This window comes from Polaromonas sp. P1_F9 (assembly GCF_056405615.1).
In genome coordinates this window covers 168,293-184,162 of the sequence record NZ_JBFUBT010000001.1, presented here as the reverse complement: position 1 = coordinate 184,162, position 15,870 = coordinate 168,293, and the positions used below count along the sequence as shown (strand labels likewise).

At 61.1% G+C, this 15,870-nt stretch carries 11 protein-coding genes; 8 read left to right on the top strand and 3 right to left on the bottom strand.

Features of this window, described 5'->3' with window-relative positions; translation table 11 throughout:
- Positions 1 to 41: 41 nt before the first annotated feature.
- The 7 genes from lpxB to AC1DYR_RS00845 all read left to right on the top strand — a co-directional run bounded on the left by lpxB (position 42) and on the right by AC1DYR_RS00845 (position 8,500).
- On the top strand, positions 42 to 1,172 hold the full coding sequence (gene lpxB / locus AC1DYR_RS00875) for a lipid-A-disaccharide synthase (RefSeq protein WP_477704107.1): 1,131 nt from the start codon (positions 42 to 44) through the stop codon (positions 1,170 to 1,172).
- Positions 1,144 to 1,761 (top strand): ribonuclease HII, encoded by a 618-nt coding sequence (gene rnhB / locus AC1DYR_RS00870; protein WP_477649838.1) that lies wholly within the window; start codon positions 1,144 to 1,146, stop codon positions 1,759 to 1,761. Before lpxB ends, rnhB begins: the two co-directional genes overlap by 29 nt.
- Positions 1,758 to 2,549: a TrmH family RNA methyltransferase gene (locus tag AC1DYR_RS00865; RefSeq protein ID WP_477703427.1), complete on the top strand. Its 792-nt coding sequence runs from the start codon at positions 1,758 to 1,760 to the stop codon at positions 2,547 to 2,549. Before rnhB ends, AC1DYR_RS00865 begins: the two co-directional genes overlap by 4 nt.
- A gap of 471 nt (positions 2,550 to 3,020) precedes the next feature.
- Positions 3,021 to 4,205, top strand: a complete 1,185-nt coding sequence (gene carA / locus AC1DYR_RS00860) for a glutamine-hydrolyzing carbamoyl-phosphate synthase small subunit (RefSeq protein WP_477703426.1) — start codon at positions 3,021 to 3,023, stop codon at positions 4,203 to 4,205.
- Positions 4,205 to 7,435 (top strand): carbamoyl-phosphate synthase large subunit, encoded by a 3,231-nt coding sequence (carB, locus tag AC1DYR_RS00855; RefSeq protein ID WP_477703425.1) that lies wholly within the window; start codon positions 4,205 to 4,207, stop codon positions 7,433 to 7,435. Before carA ends, carB begins: the two co-directional genes overlap by 1 nt.
- 133 nt (positions 7,436 to 7,568) lie before the next feature.
- A complete protein-coding gene (greA, locus tag AC1DYR_RS00850; protein WP_457280573.1) occupies positions 7,569 to 8,045 on the top strand; it encodes a transcription elongation factor GreA in 477 nt (158 codons plus the stop codon).
- A 17-nt stretch (positions 8,046 to 8,062) separates the two neighbouring features.
- Positions 8,063 to 8,500 carry a DUF4149 domain-containing protein gene (locus AC1DYR_RS00845; RefSeq protein ID WP_477703424.1) on the top strand — a complete coding sequence of 146 codons (438 nt, stop codon included), beginning with the start codon at positions 8,063 to 8,065 and terminating at the stop codon, positions 8,498 to 8,500.
- Between the two features lie 97 nt (positions 8,501 to 8,597).
- On the opposite strand, the gene folD is transcribed toward AC1DYR_RS00845, so the two are convergent.
- The 3 genes from folD to AC1DYR_RS00830 form a co-directional block, all read right to left on the bottom strand.
- Positions 8,598 to 9,464 carry a bifunctional methylenetetrahydrofolate dehydrogenase/methenyltetrahydrofolate cyclohydrolase FolD gene (folD, locus tag AC1DYR_RS00840; protein WP_477703423.1) on the bottom strand — a complete coding sequence of 289 codons (867 nt, stop codon included), beginning with the start codon at positions 9,462 to 9,464 and terminating at the stop codon, positions 8,598 to 8,600.
- An 83-nt stretch (positions 9,465 to 9,547) separates the two neighbouring features.
- The gene (locus AC1DYR_RS00835; protein WP_348047552.1) at positions 9,548 to 10,174 is read right to left on the bottom strand and encodes a response regulator transcription factor; all 627 of its coding nucleotides are present in this window, start codon (positions 10,172 to 10,174) and stop codon (positions 9,548 to 9,550) included.
- 50 nt (positions 10,175 to 10,224) lie between these two features.
- Positions 10,225 to 12,792 carry a PAS domain S-box protein gene (locus AC1DYR_RS00830; protein WP_477703422.1) on the bottom strand — a complete coding sequence of 856 codons (2,568 nt, stop codon included), beginning with the start codon at positions 12,790 to 12,792 and terminating at the stop codon, positions 10,225 to 10,227.
- Between the two features lie 352 nt (positions 12,793 to 13,144).
- Between AC1DYR_RS00830 and aceE the strand changes: the two genes are divergently transcribed.
- On the top strand, positions 13,145 to 15,868 hold the full coding sequence (gene aceE / locus AC1DYR_RS00825) for a pyruvate dehydrogenase (acetyl-transferring), homodimeric type (RefSeq protein WP_477703421.1): 2,724 nt from the start codon (positions 13,145 to 13,147) through the stop codon (positions 15,866 to 15,868).
- Positions 15,869 to 15,870: the final 2 nt, after the last annotated feature.

The window sequence follows — 15,870 nt, the reverse complement described above, 5'->3', positions numbered from 1 at the left end:
CCGTTGCGGAGTCCCTGAGAGCCGGTTCCCCTTGCGTGGCGATGGTCGCGGGCGAAACTTCTGGAGATTTGCTCGCCGGCCTGCTGCTCGATGGGTTCAAGGCCCGCTGGCCGGCACTGACGTCAAATGGTATCGGCGGCTCACAGATGGCAAGCCGCGGTTTTAACGCCTGGTGGCCCAGTGAAAAGCTCGCGGTACGCGGGTATGTTGAGGTGTTGCGGCATTACCGCGAGATTGTCGGCATACGCGAACAATTGAAGCAACGCCTGCTGGATCAGCGCCCGGACCTTTTCCTGGGCATTGATGCACCCGACTTCAATCTTGACCTGGAGGCGGCGCTCAAGGCCAAAGGCATCAAGACCGTGCATTTTGTCAGCCCCTCCATCTGGGCCTGGCGTGCCGACCGTGTTGAGAAGATCCGGCGCAGTGTGGATCATGTACTGTGCATTTTCCCTTTTGAGCCGGCGTTGCTGGCGGCCCACGGCATTGCCGCGACCTATGTGGGTCACCCGCTGGCCAATGTCATTCCCCTGCAGCCTGACCGCGCAGCGGCCCGGCGCAAACTGGGTTTGCAGGATGAAGACACCGTGGTGGCCATTCTTCCCGGCAGCCGGAAATCCGAAATCCAGTACCTCGCGCAACGATTCTTTAAGGCTGCAGCCCTTATCCAACGTGCGCAATCAGCTATCAAATTTATAGTGCCGGCCATTCCCGCACTGAAGCACATGATTGAGCGCCATGCCGACCTGGAAGGAATGAAACCCCATCTGCAGATCATCGAGGGCCAGTCCCACAGTGCACTGGCGGCATGCGATGTGACACTGATAGCCAGTGGCACCGCCACGCTGGAGGCGGCGCTTTTCAAGCGGCCCATGGTGATCGCCTACAACATGAACTGGCTGTCATGGCAAATCATGCGGCGCAAGAAATTGCAGCCTTGGGTGGGCCTGCCCAATATCCTCTGCCGGGAGTTTGTCGTTCCGGAGCTGCTGCAGGACGCCGCTACGCCTGAGGCGCTGGCAGCGGGCGTGCTGAAATGGGTTGACGCAAAGTCTTCGGCACCTGACAAAATAGCGGCTGTAGAACAAAAATTTACCGCGCTGCATGCGGAACTGCAGCGGGACACTTCAAAACTGGCGACTGATGCGATCCAGCAAATTCTTGAAAGCTGAGCAAACACCCCTGTCATGGGATACGCCTGGCCTTGTGGCTGGCGTGGACGAAGCTGGCCGCGGACCGTTGATGGGCCCGGTGGTCGCGGCTGCCGTCATTCTTGATGAGCTCAATCCCATCCAGGGATTGGCCGACTCCAAAAAACTCACCGCCTTGCGCCGCGAAAAGTTGTATGACGAAATCCGCGCCAAGGCGCTGTGTTGTTCGATTGCGCTGGCAAGCGCTGAAGAAATCGACAGCATCAATATCCTCCAGGCCACCATGCTGGCCATGCGGCGCGCGGTGGAAGGCCTGCGCCTGAAGCCCAACAAGGTGCTTGTTGACGGCAACCGGTTGCCGACGCTGATCATCCTTTCCGAGGCCATTGTGGGCGGCGACGCGCTGGTGCCTTCGATTTCCGCTGCATCGATCCTGGCCAAGGTCTACCGCGACCGCTGGTGCGCGGAATTCCATCTTGAGTATCCCCAGTACGGGTTTGCCGACCATAAAGGCTACGGCACGGCCGAGCATCTGGCTGCGTTGCGCGAACACGGCGCCTGTCCCCAGCATCGCAGGTCCTTTGCGCCGGTGGCCGAGGTCTTGCGGTGAGTTCCGGCTCTTCCGGGCCCTCTGGCTCCGCCACGTACATCACTTCGCGCGACAACCCCCTGATCAAGGAGCTGCGCAAACTGTCGCAAGACAGCACCGGGTACCGCAAGCAGGGCCGCGTCTGGCTGGAGGGCGACCACTTGTGCCGTGCAGCGCTGGCGCGCGGCCTGCAGCCTGCCATCGCTGTTTTTTGTGAATCATTTTGGTCTGCAAGCCAGTCTGAATGGGTGCAAGCAGCTATCAAAAACATAGTGATTCCCGATGCACTGCTGCCGGAAATCAGCGGCCTGGAGTCACCCGCACGCATGGGTTTTGTGCTGGATTTGCCGGCGCCTGCCAGCCCGCAACCCCATGCAGCCTCGGTCATTCTGGACCGGGTGCAGGATGCCGGCAACGTGGGCTCCATCCTGCGCAGCGCAGCGGCCTTTGGCTTTGGCCAGATTCTCGCCCTCAAGGGCACGGCGGCGCTCTGGTCGCCCAAGGTGCTGCGCGCCGGTATGGGTGCCCACTTTGCGCTGCAACTGGTGGAGGGCCTGGAGCCCGAGGCATTGGCAGCATTGACTGTACCCATCGTCGTCACCAGCTCGCACCAGGGCAGCTTTTTGCATCAGCAGAAGTTACCTATGCCGTGTGCGTGGGCCATGGGCCACGAAGGGCAGGGCGTCAGCGACGACCTCATGAGCCGGGCGGCGCTCCAGGTCCGCATTGACCAGCCGGGGGGCGAGGAGTCGCTTAATGTGGCGGCCGCGGCCGCAATTTGCCTGTACGCAAGTTCGCTGAAGATATAGACCCACCCCCGTCCAGGCTCACTGCGTGTAGCCCGTTCCCCCCTTCCAGGGGGCGGCGCCKGGGGCCGGCAAAGCCGGACCCGCGGCCCCCACTGATGAAATACTCCCCTGCATTCGCCCTGAATCTTCAAGCCAGCATGAGCCGCGGGTCCGGCTCTGCCGGGCCGCGGGCGCAGTCCCCCTGCAAGGGGAAATGGGCTACACGTGAGCCCGATAGGGGTGTGCCATTTTCGGCTTTGCCGGGCCGCGGGCGGCCGGCCCCCTCGGGGAGGCCGCGACTCACACGAAGTGGGGGAGCGTGGGGGCCACATCCCTAAGCTATAATCAAGGGCTTTTCAAAACACAGCTTCGCCCGAGCGCAGACAAAGCAAACACCCTCACAAAAGCAGCCATGTAAGGCAGCCAGCAAGAGTCTCCCGGAGACGTTTCTTGTGCACGCTTGGGCGAACCGTAACCAACCCGGAGAACCCAGTGCTTTTGTCTCTACAGGGATCACGCGAAAAATCCCCACACGCCATCCTGGCGCTCGCAGACGGCACGGTCTTTATCGGCAATTCCATTGGAGCCGCAGGCTCCACAGTCGGCGAGGTGGTGTTCAACACCGCCATGACCGGCTACCAGGAAATCCTCACGGATCCGAGCTACTGCCAGCAGATCGTCACCCTCACGTACCCGCACATCGGCAACTACGGCATCAATGCCGAAGACGTCGAGGCTGAAAAAGTCCACGCCGCCGGCCTGATCATCAAGGACCTGCCGCTGCTGGCCTCGAACTTTCGCATGACCATGACCTTGTCGGAATACCTGGTCAAGGAAAACACAGTAGCCATCGCCGGCATAGACACCCGCCAGCTCACACGCCACCTGCGCACCAAGGGCGCGCAAAACGGCTGCATCCTGGCACTGCCTGCAGGCCAGGAAGTCAGCCAGCCCGCGATCGAAAAGGCCGTTGCGGCCGCGCGCGGCGCTCCCAGCATGGCCGGGCTCGACCTGGCCAAGGTCGTCTCGGTCAAGCAAACCTACGAATGGACGCAGACCGAATGGAAACTCGGCGCGGGGTATGGCGTGCAAATCACGCCCAAATTCCACGTCGTGGCTTTCGACTTCGGCGTGAAGAAAAACATCCTGCGCATGATGGCCGAGCGCGGTGCGCGTATCACCGTGGTGCCGGCACAAACGCCAGCCGCCGACGTGCTCAAGCTTAAACCCGACGGCATCTTCCTGGCCAATGGCCCGGGCGACCCTGAGCCTTGTGACTACGCGATTGCGGCGGTGCGCGAACTCATTGAGACCGGCATCCCGACTTTCGGTATCTGCCTGGGCCACCAGATCATGGCGCTGGCCAGCGGCGCGAAGACCTTCAAGATGAAGTTTGGCCACCACGGCGCCAACCATCCAGTCAAAGACCTGGACAACGGCCGCGTCAGCATCACCAGCCAGAACCACGGCTTTGCAGTCGACGAGAAAAGCCTGCCCGCCAACTTGCGGCCCACGCATATCAGCCTGTTTGACGGCACGCTGCAAGGCCTGGCCCGTACCGACAAGCCGGCGTTTTGCTTTCAGGGTCACCCGGAAGCCTCGCCTGGCCCGCACGATATTTCGTATCTGTTTGATCGTTTCACAGCCCTCATGGAACAGCATGGAGGGAACAAATAATGCCAAAACGTACAGACATCAAATCCGTCCTCATCATCGGCGCCGGCCCCATCATCATCGGCCAGGCTTGCGAGTTCGACTACTCCGGCGTGCAGGCCTGCAAGGCGCTGCGCGAAGAGGGCTACAAGGTCATCCTGATCAACAGCAACCCCGCCACGATCATGACCGACCCGGCGACCGCCGACGTCACCTACATTGAGCCCATCACCTGGCAGACAGTCGAAAAAATCATCGCCAAGGAACGCCCTGACGCCATCCTGCCGACCATGGGCGGACAGACTGCGCTCAACTGCGCGCTCGACCTCTGGCACAACGGCGTGCTCGACAAGTACAAGGTCGAGCTGATTGGCGCCAAGCCCGAGGCCATCGACAAAGCCGAAGACCGCCTGAAATTCAAGGACGCGATGACCAAGATCGGTTTGGGCTCAGCCCGCTCCGGCATTGCGCACAGCATGGATGAAGCCTGGGCAGTCCAGAAAACCGTCGGTTTCCCCACCGTGATCCGCCCCAGCTTCACGCTGGGCGGCACGGGCGGCGGCATCGCCTACAACTCCGAAGAGTTCGAAGTCATCTGCAAACGCGGCCTCGAAGCCTCGCCCACCAACGAGCTGTTGATCGAAGAGTCTCTGCTCGGCTGGAAAGAATACGAGATGGAAGTCGTGCGCGATACCGCCGACAACTGCATCATCGTCTGCTCGATTGAAAACCTGGACCCGATGGGCGTGCACACCGGCGACTCGATCACCGTCGCCCCGGCCCAGACGCTGACCGACAAGGAATACCAGATCCTGCGCAACGCCTCGCTGGCCGTGCTTCGCGAAATCGGCGTGGACACCGGCGGCTCCAATGTGCAGTTCTCCATCAATCCGGTCGACGGCCGCATGGTCGTGATCGAAATGAATCCGCGTGTGTCGCGCTCCTCGGCGCTGGCGTCCAAGGCCACGGGCTTTCCGATCGCCAAGGTTGCCGCCAAGCTGGCGGTCGGTTACACGCTCGACGAGCTGCGCAACGAAATCACGGGCGGCGCCACTCCCGCGAGCTTTGAGCCCAGCATCGACTACGTAGTCACCAAGATTCCGCGCTTCGCATTCGAGAAATTCCCGGCGGCTGATTCGCGCCTGACCACGCAGATGAAGTCGGTGGGCGAGGTGATGGCCATGGGCCGTACCTTCCAGGAATCCTTCCAGAAAGCGCTACGCGGTCTGGAAGTCGGCGTCGACGGCATGAACGAGAAGACGCAAGACCGCGAAGTGCTCGAGAAAGAACTCGGCGCGCCAGGTCCTGACCGCATCTGGTACGTGGGCGATGCCTTCGCCCAGGGCATGAGCGTCGATGAAGTGTTTGCGCTGACCAAGATCGACCCCTGGTTCCTCGTGCAGATCGAGCAGATCGTCAAGATCGAACTCGAACTGGAAACCACCTCGCTCGACAAGATTGATGCTGTCACGCTGCGCGCATTGAAGCAAAAAGGCTTCTCCGACCGCCGCCTGGCCAAGCAGCTCAAGACCACCGACACGGCCATCCGTGAAAAACGCCGTGCGCTGGGTGTGCGCCCGGTCTACAAGCGTGTCGACACCTGCGCCGCCGAGTTTGCAACCAACACCGCTTACATGTATTCGACCTACGAGGCCGAAGGCAGCGAATGCGAAGCCGCGCCGACCGACAAGAAAAAGATCATGGTGCTGGGTGGCGGGCCCAACCGGATCGGGCAGGGCATCGAGTTTGACTACTGCTGCGTGCACGCGGCGCTGGCCATGCGTGAAGACGGCTACGAAACCATCATGGTTAACTGCAACCCCGAGACTGTTTCGACCGACTACGACACGTCGGACCGCCTGTACTTTGAGCCGCTGACGCTCGAAGACGTGCTCGAAATTGTCGACAAGGAAAAACCGTTGGGCGTGATCGTCCAGTACGGCGGCCAGACGCCTCTGAAGCTGGCACTGGATCTGGAAGCGAACGGCGTGCCCATCATCGGTACTTCGCCCGACATGATCGACGCTGCGGAAGACCGTGAACGCTTCCAGAAGTTGCTGCATGAGTTGAAGCTGCGCCAGCCGCCCAATGCCACGGCCCGCACCGAGCCCGAGGCGCTGGAGAAAGCCGCTGCGCTGGGTTATCCCCTGGTCGTGCGCCCCAGTTATGTGCTGGGCGGCCGTGCCATGGAGATCGTGCACGAGCAGCGTGACCTGGAACGCTACATGCGTGAGGCTGTCAAGGTCAGCCATGACTCGCCCGTGCTGCTGGACCGCTTCCTGAACGACGCCATCGAGTGCGACGTCGACTGCCTGCGAGACCCCGAAGGCCGTACCTTTATCGGCGGCGTGATGGAACACATCGAGCAGGCTGGCGTGCACAGTGGCGACTCGGCGTGCTCTTTGCCGCCATATTCCCTGAGCGCCGAAACCGTCACCGAAATCAAGCGCCAGACCGCCGCCATGGCCGAGGCGCTCACGGTGGTGGGCCTCATGAACGTGCAGTTCGCCATCCAGAACATTGACGGCAAGGACGTGATCTACGTGCTGGAAGTCAACCCGCGCGCTTCGCGCACCGTGCCTTTTGTCAGCAAGGCCACCGGCATCCAGCTGGCCAAAGTGGCAGCACGTTGCATGGTGGGCCAGTCGCTGGCTTCGCAGGGCATCAAGGACGAAGTCACACCACCTTACTTCAGTGTCAAGGAAGCGGTTTTCCCCTTCGTCAAGTTCCCCGGTGTGGACACGATTCTCGGCCCCGAGATGAAATCTACTGGCGAAGTCATGGGCGTGGGCAAAACTTTCGGCGAAGCTTTCGTGAAGTCCCAGCTCGGAGCCGGCACCAAACTGCCGACCTCGGGCAAGGTGTTCCTCACCGTCAAGAACAATGACAAGCCGCGAGCCGTTGAAGTCGCACGCGCTCTGGCTGCGCAGAAGTTCGAGCTGGTGGCGACCAAAGGTACCGCTGCGGCCATCCAGGCCGCGGGTATCGCCTGCACCGTGGTCAACAAGGTCACCGAAGGCCGGCCGCACGTGGTGGACATGATCAAGAACAACGAAATCGCCCTGGTCATCAATACGGTGGAAGAGCGGCGCAACGCGATTACCGATTCACGCCAGATCCGCACTTCGGCGTTGCTGGCCCGTGTGACGACCTACACCACCATTGCCGGCGCCGAAGCGGCCGTGGAGGGCATGAAGTACCTGGACAACCTGCCGGTTTATTCCGTGCAGGAGTTGCATGCGCAGCTAGGCTGACAGCCTGACGATCCGGGTTTTTTCCGGATTTCAGCAGGTCCGATTTGCATTAAACTTGTTTGATTGAAATATTGGATTCAAGCGCCGCCGCCAGGTGACTGGTGGCGGTTTCGCTTTTGAGAGGAGCAAAAACATGGCAACCATTCCCATTACCAAGCGTGGCGCGGAAAGCCTCAAGGCCGAGCTGCACCAGCTGAAAACCGTTGACCGGCCCTGGGTCATCAATTCCATTTCCGAAGCGCGTGCCCAGGGTGACCTGAGCGAAAACGCCGAATACGACGCCGCCAAGGACCGCCAGGGCTTCATCGAAGGCCGTATCCAGGAAATCGAAGGCAAGCTTTCCGCCGCCCAAATCATCGACCCGTCCGAACTGGACGCGGGCGGCAAGGTTGTTTTCGGTTCCACCATCGAACTGGAAGATGAAGATACCGGCGACAAGGTGACTTATCAGATCGTGGGTGAAGACGAGGCCGACATCAAGGCAGGCCGGGTCAACATCAGCTCGCCGATTGCACGTGCGCTGATCGGCAAAGACGAAGGCGATACGGCTGAAGTCCAGGCACCGGGTGGCCTCAAGCGCTATGAAATCATCTCGGTGATGTACATCTAAACATCCTGATTTCATTCATGAAGCAGCGCTTCAATGTGATGGTGGCAGCTCTCTGGTGGGGCAGCTTGACCAGTTTGGGATTCGTCGTGGTCCCTATGCTGTTCGCCAATCTGGGAGCCCCCGCCGTGGCCGGTGCCATGGCCGCCAAACTCTTTACCGCGCAAACATGGCTGAGCACGGGCTGTGCCATGTTCCTGCTGCTGGTTCTTAATAAAAAAGACGATGTAGCCCTGGCGCGGCAAGCGCAAGCAGCTATCAAATTCATAGTGGCCGGCTTGTTGCTGGCCTTGCTGGTGGAGTTCGGCATCGCGCCGCGTGTCGTAAGCGCGCGTGCCGAAGGCGGCAACCTCAAGCTATGGCATGGCCTGGGTACTGCCTTCTATGTGGTGCAATGGCTGTGCGCCGGCTTGGCGCTGTGGCGCCTGGGTCGCTCGACGGTAACCGAAAACACCTGAGTTTCCCCGGCAAGCAGGGGCCGCGGGCCCGGCTCTGCCGGACCGCAGGCGCAGCGGCCCCCCTCTCGTGATGAAAGGGACAGGGAGATGCCGCAGGCTACACGGAGTGAGCGACCGTGGGGGCTCGTTCAGCGGCTTCCAGCGTATTGACCAGCAGCATGGTGATGGTCATGGGGCCGACACCGCCAGGTACCGGTGTGATGTAGCCCGCCACTTCCTTCACGCCGTCAAAGTCCACGTCGCCGCAGAGTTTGCCTTCATCATTGCGGTTCATGCCCACATCGATAACGACTGCGCCCGGCTTGACCATGTCGGCCGTCAGCACGTTGCGCTTGCCGACAGCCGCCACGATCACGTCGGCCTGCAGCGTCATGGCCTTGAGGTCTTTGGTGGCGCTGTGACAGACGGTGACGGTGGCGTTCTTCTGTAGCAGCATCAATGCCATCGGCTTGCCGACAATGTTGCTGCGGCCAATTACCACGGCATGCTTGCCTTTGAGGTCGTAGCCGATGCTTTCCAGCATCTTCATGCAGCCGTAGGGCGTACAGGGCCAGAAGCCCGGCTGGCCGACCATGAGCGCGCCGGCGCTGGCGACGTGAAACCCGTCGACGTCCTTGGCCGGAGAAATCGATTCGATGACTTTCTGTGCGTCGATATGTGCCGGCAGCGGTAATTGCACCAGAATGCCGTGGACGGCGGAGTCATCGTTGAGTGCCTCCACACGGGCCAGCAGGTCGGCTTCGCTCAGGGTGGCGGGGTATTGCTCGAGCACCGAATGCAGGCCGTTGTCCTGGCAGGCCTTGACCTTGTTGCGCACATAGACCTGGCTGGCCGGGTTTTCGCCCACCAGCACCACGGCCAGGCCCGGTGTGACGCCGCGCGCGCGCAGGGCGGCGGCGCGTTGGGCGACTTCAGCGCGCAGTTGTTTGGAGAGGGCATTTCCGTCGATCAGCTGGGCGGTCATTTTTATCGATTTTTCAAGTAAAAACGCCCGCAAATCCAATCATCACGGGCGCGAGAGGCTATCAAAAAGATAGCAAAAGGAGGTCAGCCCTTGGGTGCGTTGGATCCCAAGGCAATTTTGAGCAGGTCGGCCACGGTATTGGCGTTGAGCTTTTCCATGATGTTGGCGCGGTGCGCTTCCACCGTCTTGATGCTGATGCCCAGGTCGTCGGCGATCTGCTTGTTCAGGCGGCCCGCCACGATGCGCTCGAGCACTTGCGCTTCGCGTGAGGTGAGCTTGGCGAGCAGGGCGTCGCGGCTGGCGGATTGCTGGTAGTCGCTGAAGGCTTCTTTGGCCTGCTCAAGCATGCGCTCGACCAGGTTGACCAGGGCTTCTTCCTGGAAAGGCTTCTGGATGAAATCCATGGCGCCTTTTTTCATGGTGTTGACCGCCATGGGTACGTCGCCGTGGCCGGTGATGAACACGATGGGGAGCGGTGACTTGCGCTCGACCAGGCGGTCCTGCAGTTCCAGGCCCGTCATGCCACCCATGCGGATGTCGACAATCAGGCAGGCGACTTCACGCGGGTCGTAGCGGGAGAGAAAGGTTTCGGCCGAGTCGTAGCAGCGGACCCGGTAGTCCTTGCCTTCGAGCAGCCACTGCAGGGAGTCGCGCACGCCCTCGTCATCATCAACGACGTAGACGGTACCTTTTTTGGGAATCAAGCTCATGCCAAACTTTCTTTCGTGAACTTCTCGAAAAGACGGTTCTTGAAGGGGTTTCAATGAACGCCGGTATCCTTGGTTGCTATGGCATCGCTAGCAGGCGCCACCGGTGCCAGCAGGGGTGTCACGGGGATCCAGAAGGTAAACCGGCACCCCACCACTTCGTCCCCATTGTAGAGGTTCTGGGCCTCCATTCTTCCCTGGTGGGACTCGACAATACTGCGGCAGAGTTTGAGGCCTATGCCCATGCCTTCGGCCTTGGTCGAATAGAAGGCTTCATACAGCCGGCCCATGACTTCAGGCGACAGGCCACGCCCCGTATCGAGCACCGAAAACTCCACCACGGCCTGGTCTTCAATCTGCTTGGGCACCACGCGCAATTCGACGCTGCGCCGCGCTGTCGGCAGGTGCGCCTGTTCAATCGACTCAGCCGCGTTTTTCATCAGGTTGATCAGCACCTGCTCGATCAGGATGGGGTCCACCATGATGTCGGGCAAGCGGGCGGCAATGTAGTGGCTGAGCCGCACGTGATGGCGCCGCAGCTCGATGTCGGCCAGCTCCATCGCGTTGCTCACGATGGTCGCCACATCGGCGGAGCTGCGGTTGGGCTCGCTGCGTTTGACGAAGGAGCGTATGCGCTGGATGATCTGCCCAGCGCGGTGCGCCTGTTTGGCGGTTTTCTCCAGCGCCACCAGCAGGTCTTCGTTGCTGATCTGCTGGCCCTTGATGCGCGACACCATGCCGTTGCAATAATTGTTGATGGCCGTGAGCGGCTGGTTGAGTTCGTGCGCCACGCTGGAGGCCATTTCACCCATGGTAATCAGGCGGCTCGCAGTCTGGGCCCGCTCGTTTTGCTGGGCTGCCTGTTCTTCGGCATGGCGCCGCGGCGTGATGTCGGTGGCAATCACCATCTGGGCCAGGCGGCCGTCCACCCACGTGAGGTAACGCGAGCGAACCTCGAGCCACTTGCTGAGTTCGGGCACAAAGATTTCGGCGTTTTCCGTCTGCGCCGCCGTTAGCGTGTCGGTCGGGAATCCCGCCAGGCCGTCGACTGCATCCAGCGCATCTTCGGTGGGTACGGCAGAGGGCACGCCCGCTTGTGCAATCAGGTTCAGATGGCCCGAGACCTCACCGCCAAACCACGAACGGTACAGCTTGTTGGCAAACAGCAGCTCTTCACTGCCCAGCGGCGCTACGGACACGGCCGCGTCCAACCCCTCCAGTACCGTGGTGAAACGTTCGTAAGAAGCTGTGAGTTCTTCGCGGATGCGCTTGGGCTCGGTGATGTCCGTCATGGACGTCATCCAGCCGGTTTGCTGGCCGCGCGGATCAATCAGCGGCGAGACATACATGCGCGCGTCAAAAATCTGGCCGTTCTTGCGCTTGACGCGCACCTCGAAACCACCGGGCGGCGTACGGCCGTGCAGCTCATCGTCCAGCCGCTGCATCAGGGTCTCGATCTCGCCTTCCGGCCAATGCGGGAAGGGCGGCGTACGGCCCACCAGGTCGCCTTCAGTAAGGCCCGTCATCTGGCAAAACGCCGGGTTCACATAGGTGATGCGGCCCTGCAGGTCCAGCGCCCGCATGCCGGTCAGCATGGAGTTCTCCATCGCGCGGCGAAAATTGGTTTCAGAAATCAAGGCTTGCTGGGCCTGCACGCGACGCCGCGTGTGGCGCCAGGTGCCCAGCAGCATCCACACCGTCAATGCGCTCAGGGCGCTCACCAGCCAGAAAAAGCCGCTGCCCACCACGCCCAGTGAGGCCCGATAGCCTTCCGCGCGAATCAAGAGGCCGTTGCCTACCGGTGAAACCGGTATTTCATATTCGGCGGCGGCATCGGTCCAGGGCAAAAGCCGGGCCGCGGGGTTGCGGGGCGGCGGGAGGTTGCCCGCCAGCACCGTGTTTTTGTCGTCGATCAGCGTGACTGCGTATTTGGCCGTCACGTCCGTCGGCACGCCAAAGCGCAGCAACCCGTCGATGGAGTATTCGCCCATGATGACACCGGCAAATTTCCCCTGGTCATCGAGCGGCACCTGCAACTGCAGGGTAGGGGTGTTGTAGCCGCTGGCTTCCTTGGTCACCAGCGGGCGCGAATACACCGGCTGCCGCAGGTCTCTTGCCAGGTCGTAGGTGCCGTCTGTTTCGCCGACCTTGAGTTGTTCGCCGGCGCCGCGCAACTGGCTGGCATTGGCGCTGGGTGATACATAGGCCACCTTGATCCGCCGCCTGCTGTCCACCCAGGTCACCGCCATGAGTTCCGGGTACTGGTTGACCAGGGATTCGGCCTGCGAGATGAACTCTTCCGTGTTCACCTCCTTGTTGGAGACGTCCCGCCCGATGCGCATGAGCTGCTCCTGGCGTTCCAGCAGGCGCAGGCGCAGGCGCTGCTGGGCGTATTCGACGTCGCGCTTGACTGCCTGCTGCTCGCGGTCGATTTCTTCGATGCGCAAGTAACCGAAGGCTGCGATCACGGCTGCCAGAAACAGCACCACGGCCAGCAAAGGCCCCAGGGTGATGAAACGGTCCTGGCGCGACGGCGACTGTTTGCGCCACCACCGCCTCCACAGGGCAAAGGTGGCGGAGTTCGCCATCGTGTCGGCGGGGGCAGGGGCTTGCTGGGTCATAGGGATGGTGCAGTTTAAGTGAGATGCCCCTCTGTGGTCAGGGTTGACCCTGATCTTTTAATGTGAGGTTGCGGGCCGCGCTGTCGCATCGCTGGTTTCGATAAAGCAACCGGTATTTGCCAAGGGCATTTCCCCGCAGGTATCGATTTGCTGAATTTCCGTAAAATTTCTTAATGTGAAATCAATAAGCACTATTTGAAATTTAACAAATATTGTGAGAAACTAGGGGCTTGAATCTAATTTGCGTTTAAAACACGCTTAGGCGCAATTGGACACAGGCTCCGCGCACGGCCCGACAAGAGGCTGTATTGCGGATTAACAAAGCTTTATCAGGCTACTCAGGAGACAAAAAATGGCTGCCATTCCGAACCAAGCCGGCGACAACTTGCGCACTGCCGCCAACGACGCGCTGGACAAGGACACCCAGGAAACCCGTGAATGGATGGACGCCCTGTCCGCCGTCATCGAAAGTGAAGGCCCCGAGCGCGCCCACTTTCTGCTCGAGCAACTCCTTGAGCACGCCCGCCAGAAAAGCATCGACATGCCTTTCTCGGCCAATACGGGCTATGTCAACACCATTGAAACCGACCACGAAGAGCGCTCTCCCGGCAACCTCGAGATCGAAGAACGCCTGCGCGCCTACATGCGCTGGAACGCCATGGCCATGGTGGTCAAGGCCAACCGCCTGCATCCCGCCGACGGCGGCGACCTGGGCGGCCACATTGGCTCCTTCGCCTCGCTGGCCAGCCTGTTCGGCGCCGGCTTCAACCATTTTTGGCACGCCGAAAGTGAAAACCACGGCGGCGACTGCCTTTACATCCAGGGCCACGTGTCGCCCGGTGTCTATGCCCGCGCCTACCTTGAAGGCCGCCTGACCGAAGAGCAATTGCTCAATTTCCGCCAGGAAGTCGACGGCAAGGGCTTGTCCAGCTACCCGCATCCCAAGCTCATGCCCGAGTTCTGGCAGTTCCCCACCGTCTCCATGGGCCTCGGCCCACTGATGGCGATTTACCAGGCGCGTTTCCTCAAGTACCTGCATGCCCGCGGCATTGCCAACACCGAAAACCGCAAGGTCTGGGTCTTCTGCGGCGACGGCGAGATGGACGAGGTCGAATCGATGGGCGCCATCGGCCTGGCCGCGCGCGAAAAGCTCGACAACCTCGTCTTCGTCATCAACTGCAATCTGCAGCGCCTGGACGGCCCGGTGCGCGGCAACGGCAAGATCATCCAGGAGCTCGAAGGCGAGTTCCGCGGTGCCGGCTGGAACGTCATCAAGCTCATCTGGGGCAGCAACTGGGACCCTTTGCTGGCCCGCGACAAGGACGGCGCGCTCAAGAAGGTCATGATGGACACGGTGGACGGCGACTACCAGGCCATGAAGGCCAATGACGGTGCTTTCGTCCGCAAGCATTTCTTCGGCAAGGACCCACGCACGCTCGAGATGGTCGCCAAGATGAGCGACGACGACATCTGGAACCTGCGCCGCGGCGGCCACGACTCGCAAAAGGTCTATGCGGCCTTCCATGCGGCCGTCAAGCACGAGGGCCAGCCCACCGTCCTGCTGATCAAGACGGTCAAAGGCTTCGGCATGGGCAAGATTGGCGAAGGCAAGAACAACGTCCACCAGACCAAAAAGCTGGCCGACGAAGACATCAAGGCTTTCCGCGACCGCTTCAACATCCCGATTCCCGACAGCCAACTGGCCGACATCCCGTTTTACAAGCCGGCCGAAGACACACCCGAGATGCGTTACCTGCACGAGCGCCGCAAAGCCCTGGGTGGCTACCTGCCGCATCGCCGCGTCAAGGCCGACGAGCAGTTCACCGTGCCGGCACTCGAAACCTTCAAGTCGGTGATCGAGCCCACGGCCGAAGGCCGCGAAATCTCGACCACGCAGGCGTATGTGCGCTTTCTCACGCAACTGCTGCGCGACCAGGCCCTGGGCCCGCGTGTGGTGCCCATCCTGGTCGATGAAGCCCGCACTTTCGGCATGGAAGGCCTGTTCCGCCAGATCGGTATCTACAACCCTGACGGCCAACAATACACACCGGTCGACAAAGACCAGGTCATGTACTACAAGGAAGACAAGCAGGGCCAGATCCTGCAGGAAGGCATCAACGAAGCCGGTGGCATGAGCAGCTGGATCGCAGCCGCCACCTCGTACAGCACCAACAACCGGATCATGATCCCGTTCTACGTGTACTACTCGATGTTCGGCTTCCAGCGTGTCGGCGACCTGGCCTGGGCGGCCGGCGACATGCAGGCGCGCGGTTTCCTGCTGGGCGGCACCTCGGGCCGCACCACGCTGAACGGCGAAGGCCTGCAGCACGAAGACGGCCACAGCCACATCCTGGCCGGCACCATCCCCAACTGCATCAGCTACGACCCGACCTTTGCGCATGAAGTCGGCGTCATCCTGCACCATGGCCTCAAACGCATGGTGGAAAAGCAGGACAACGTCTATTTCTATCTGACGCTGCTCAATGAAAACTATGCGATGCCCGGCCTCAAGCCCGGCACCGAAGAGCAGATCATCAAGGGCATGTACCTCTGCAAAGAGGGGGCCAAGCTCACGCCGCGCGTGCAGCTCCTCGGCTCCGGCACCATCCTGCGTGAATCCATTGCCGCGCAGGAGCTGCTTGAAAAAGAGTGGGGCGTTGCCGCCAACGTCTGGAGCTGCCCAAGCTTCAACGAACTGGCCCGCGACGGCCAGGACTGCGAACGCTGGAACCTGCTGCACCCGACCGACAAACAGCGCGTGCCGTTTGTCAGCCAACAGCTTGAGAAGCACACCGGCCCGGTGGTTGCATCCACAGACTACATGAAGGCCTATGCCGAGCAGATTCGCTCCTTCGTACCCAAGGGCCGTACCTACAAGGTGCTGGGCACCGACGGTTTTGGCCGCAGCGACTTCCGCAGCAAGCTGCGTGAGCACTTCGAGATCAACCGCCACTACATCGTCGTGGCGGCGCTCAAGGCGCTCAGCGAAGAGGGCACCGTGCCGGCAGCCAAGGTTGCCGAGGCCATCAAAAAGTACGGCATCAACGCCGACAAGATCAATCCGCTTTACGCTTGAGT

Coding starts and splice junctions, on each gene's coding strand:
- lpxB (WP_477704107.1), top strand. CDS start 42: ATGGTCGCGGGCGAAACTTCTGGAGATTTGCTCGCCGGCCTGCTGCTC.
- folD (WP_477703423.1), bottom strand. CDS start 9,464: ATGACCGCCCAGCTGATCGACGGAAATGCCCTCTCCAAACAACTGCGC.
- greA (WP_457280573.1), top strand. CDS start 7,569: ATGGCAACCATTCCCATTACCAAGCGTGGCGCGGAAAGCCTCAAGGCC.
- AC1DYR_RS00845 (WP_477703424.1), top strand. CDS start 8,063: ATGAAGCAGCGCTTCAATGTGATGGTGGCAGCTCTCTGGTGGGGCAGC.
- rnhB (WP_477649838.1), top strand. CDS start 1,144: ATGCGATCCAGCAAATTCTTGAAAGCTGAGCAAACACCCCTGTCATGG.
- aceE (WP_477703421.1), top strand. CDS start 13,145: ATGGCTGCCATTCCGAACCAAGCCGGCGACAACTTGCGCACTGCCGCC.
- AC1DYR_RS00835 (WP_348047552.1), bottom strand. CDS start 10,174: ATGAGCTTGATTCCCAAAAAAGGTACCGTCTACGTCGTTGATGATGAC.
- carB (WP_477703425.1), top strand. CDS start 4,205: ATGCCAAAACGTACAGACATCAAATCCGTCCTCATCATCGGCGCCGGC.
- AC1DYR_RS00830 (WP_477703422.1), bottom strand. CDS start 12,792: ATGACCCAGCAAGCCCCTGCCCCCGCCGACACGATGGCGAACTCCGCC.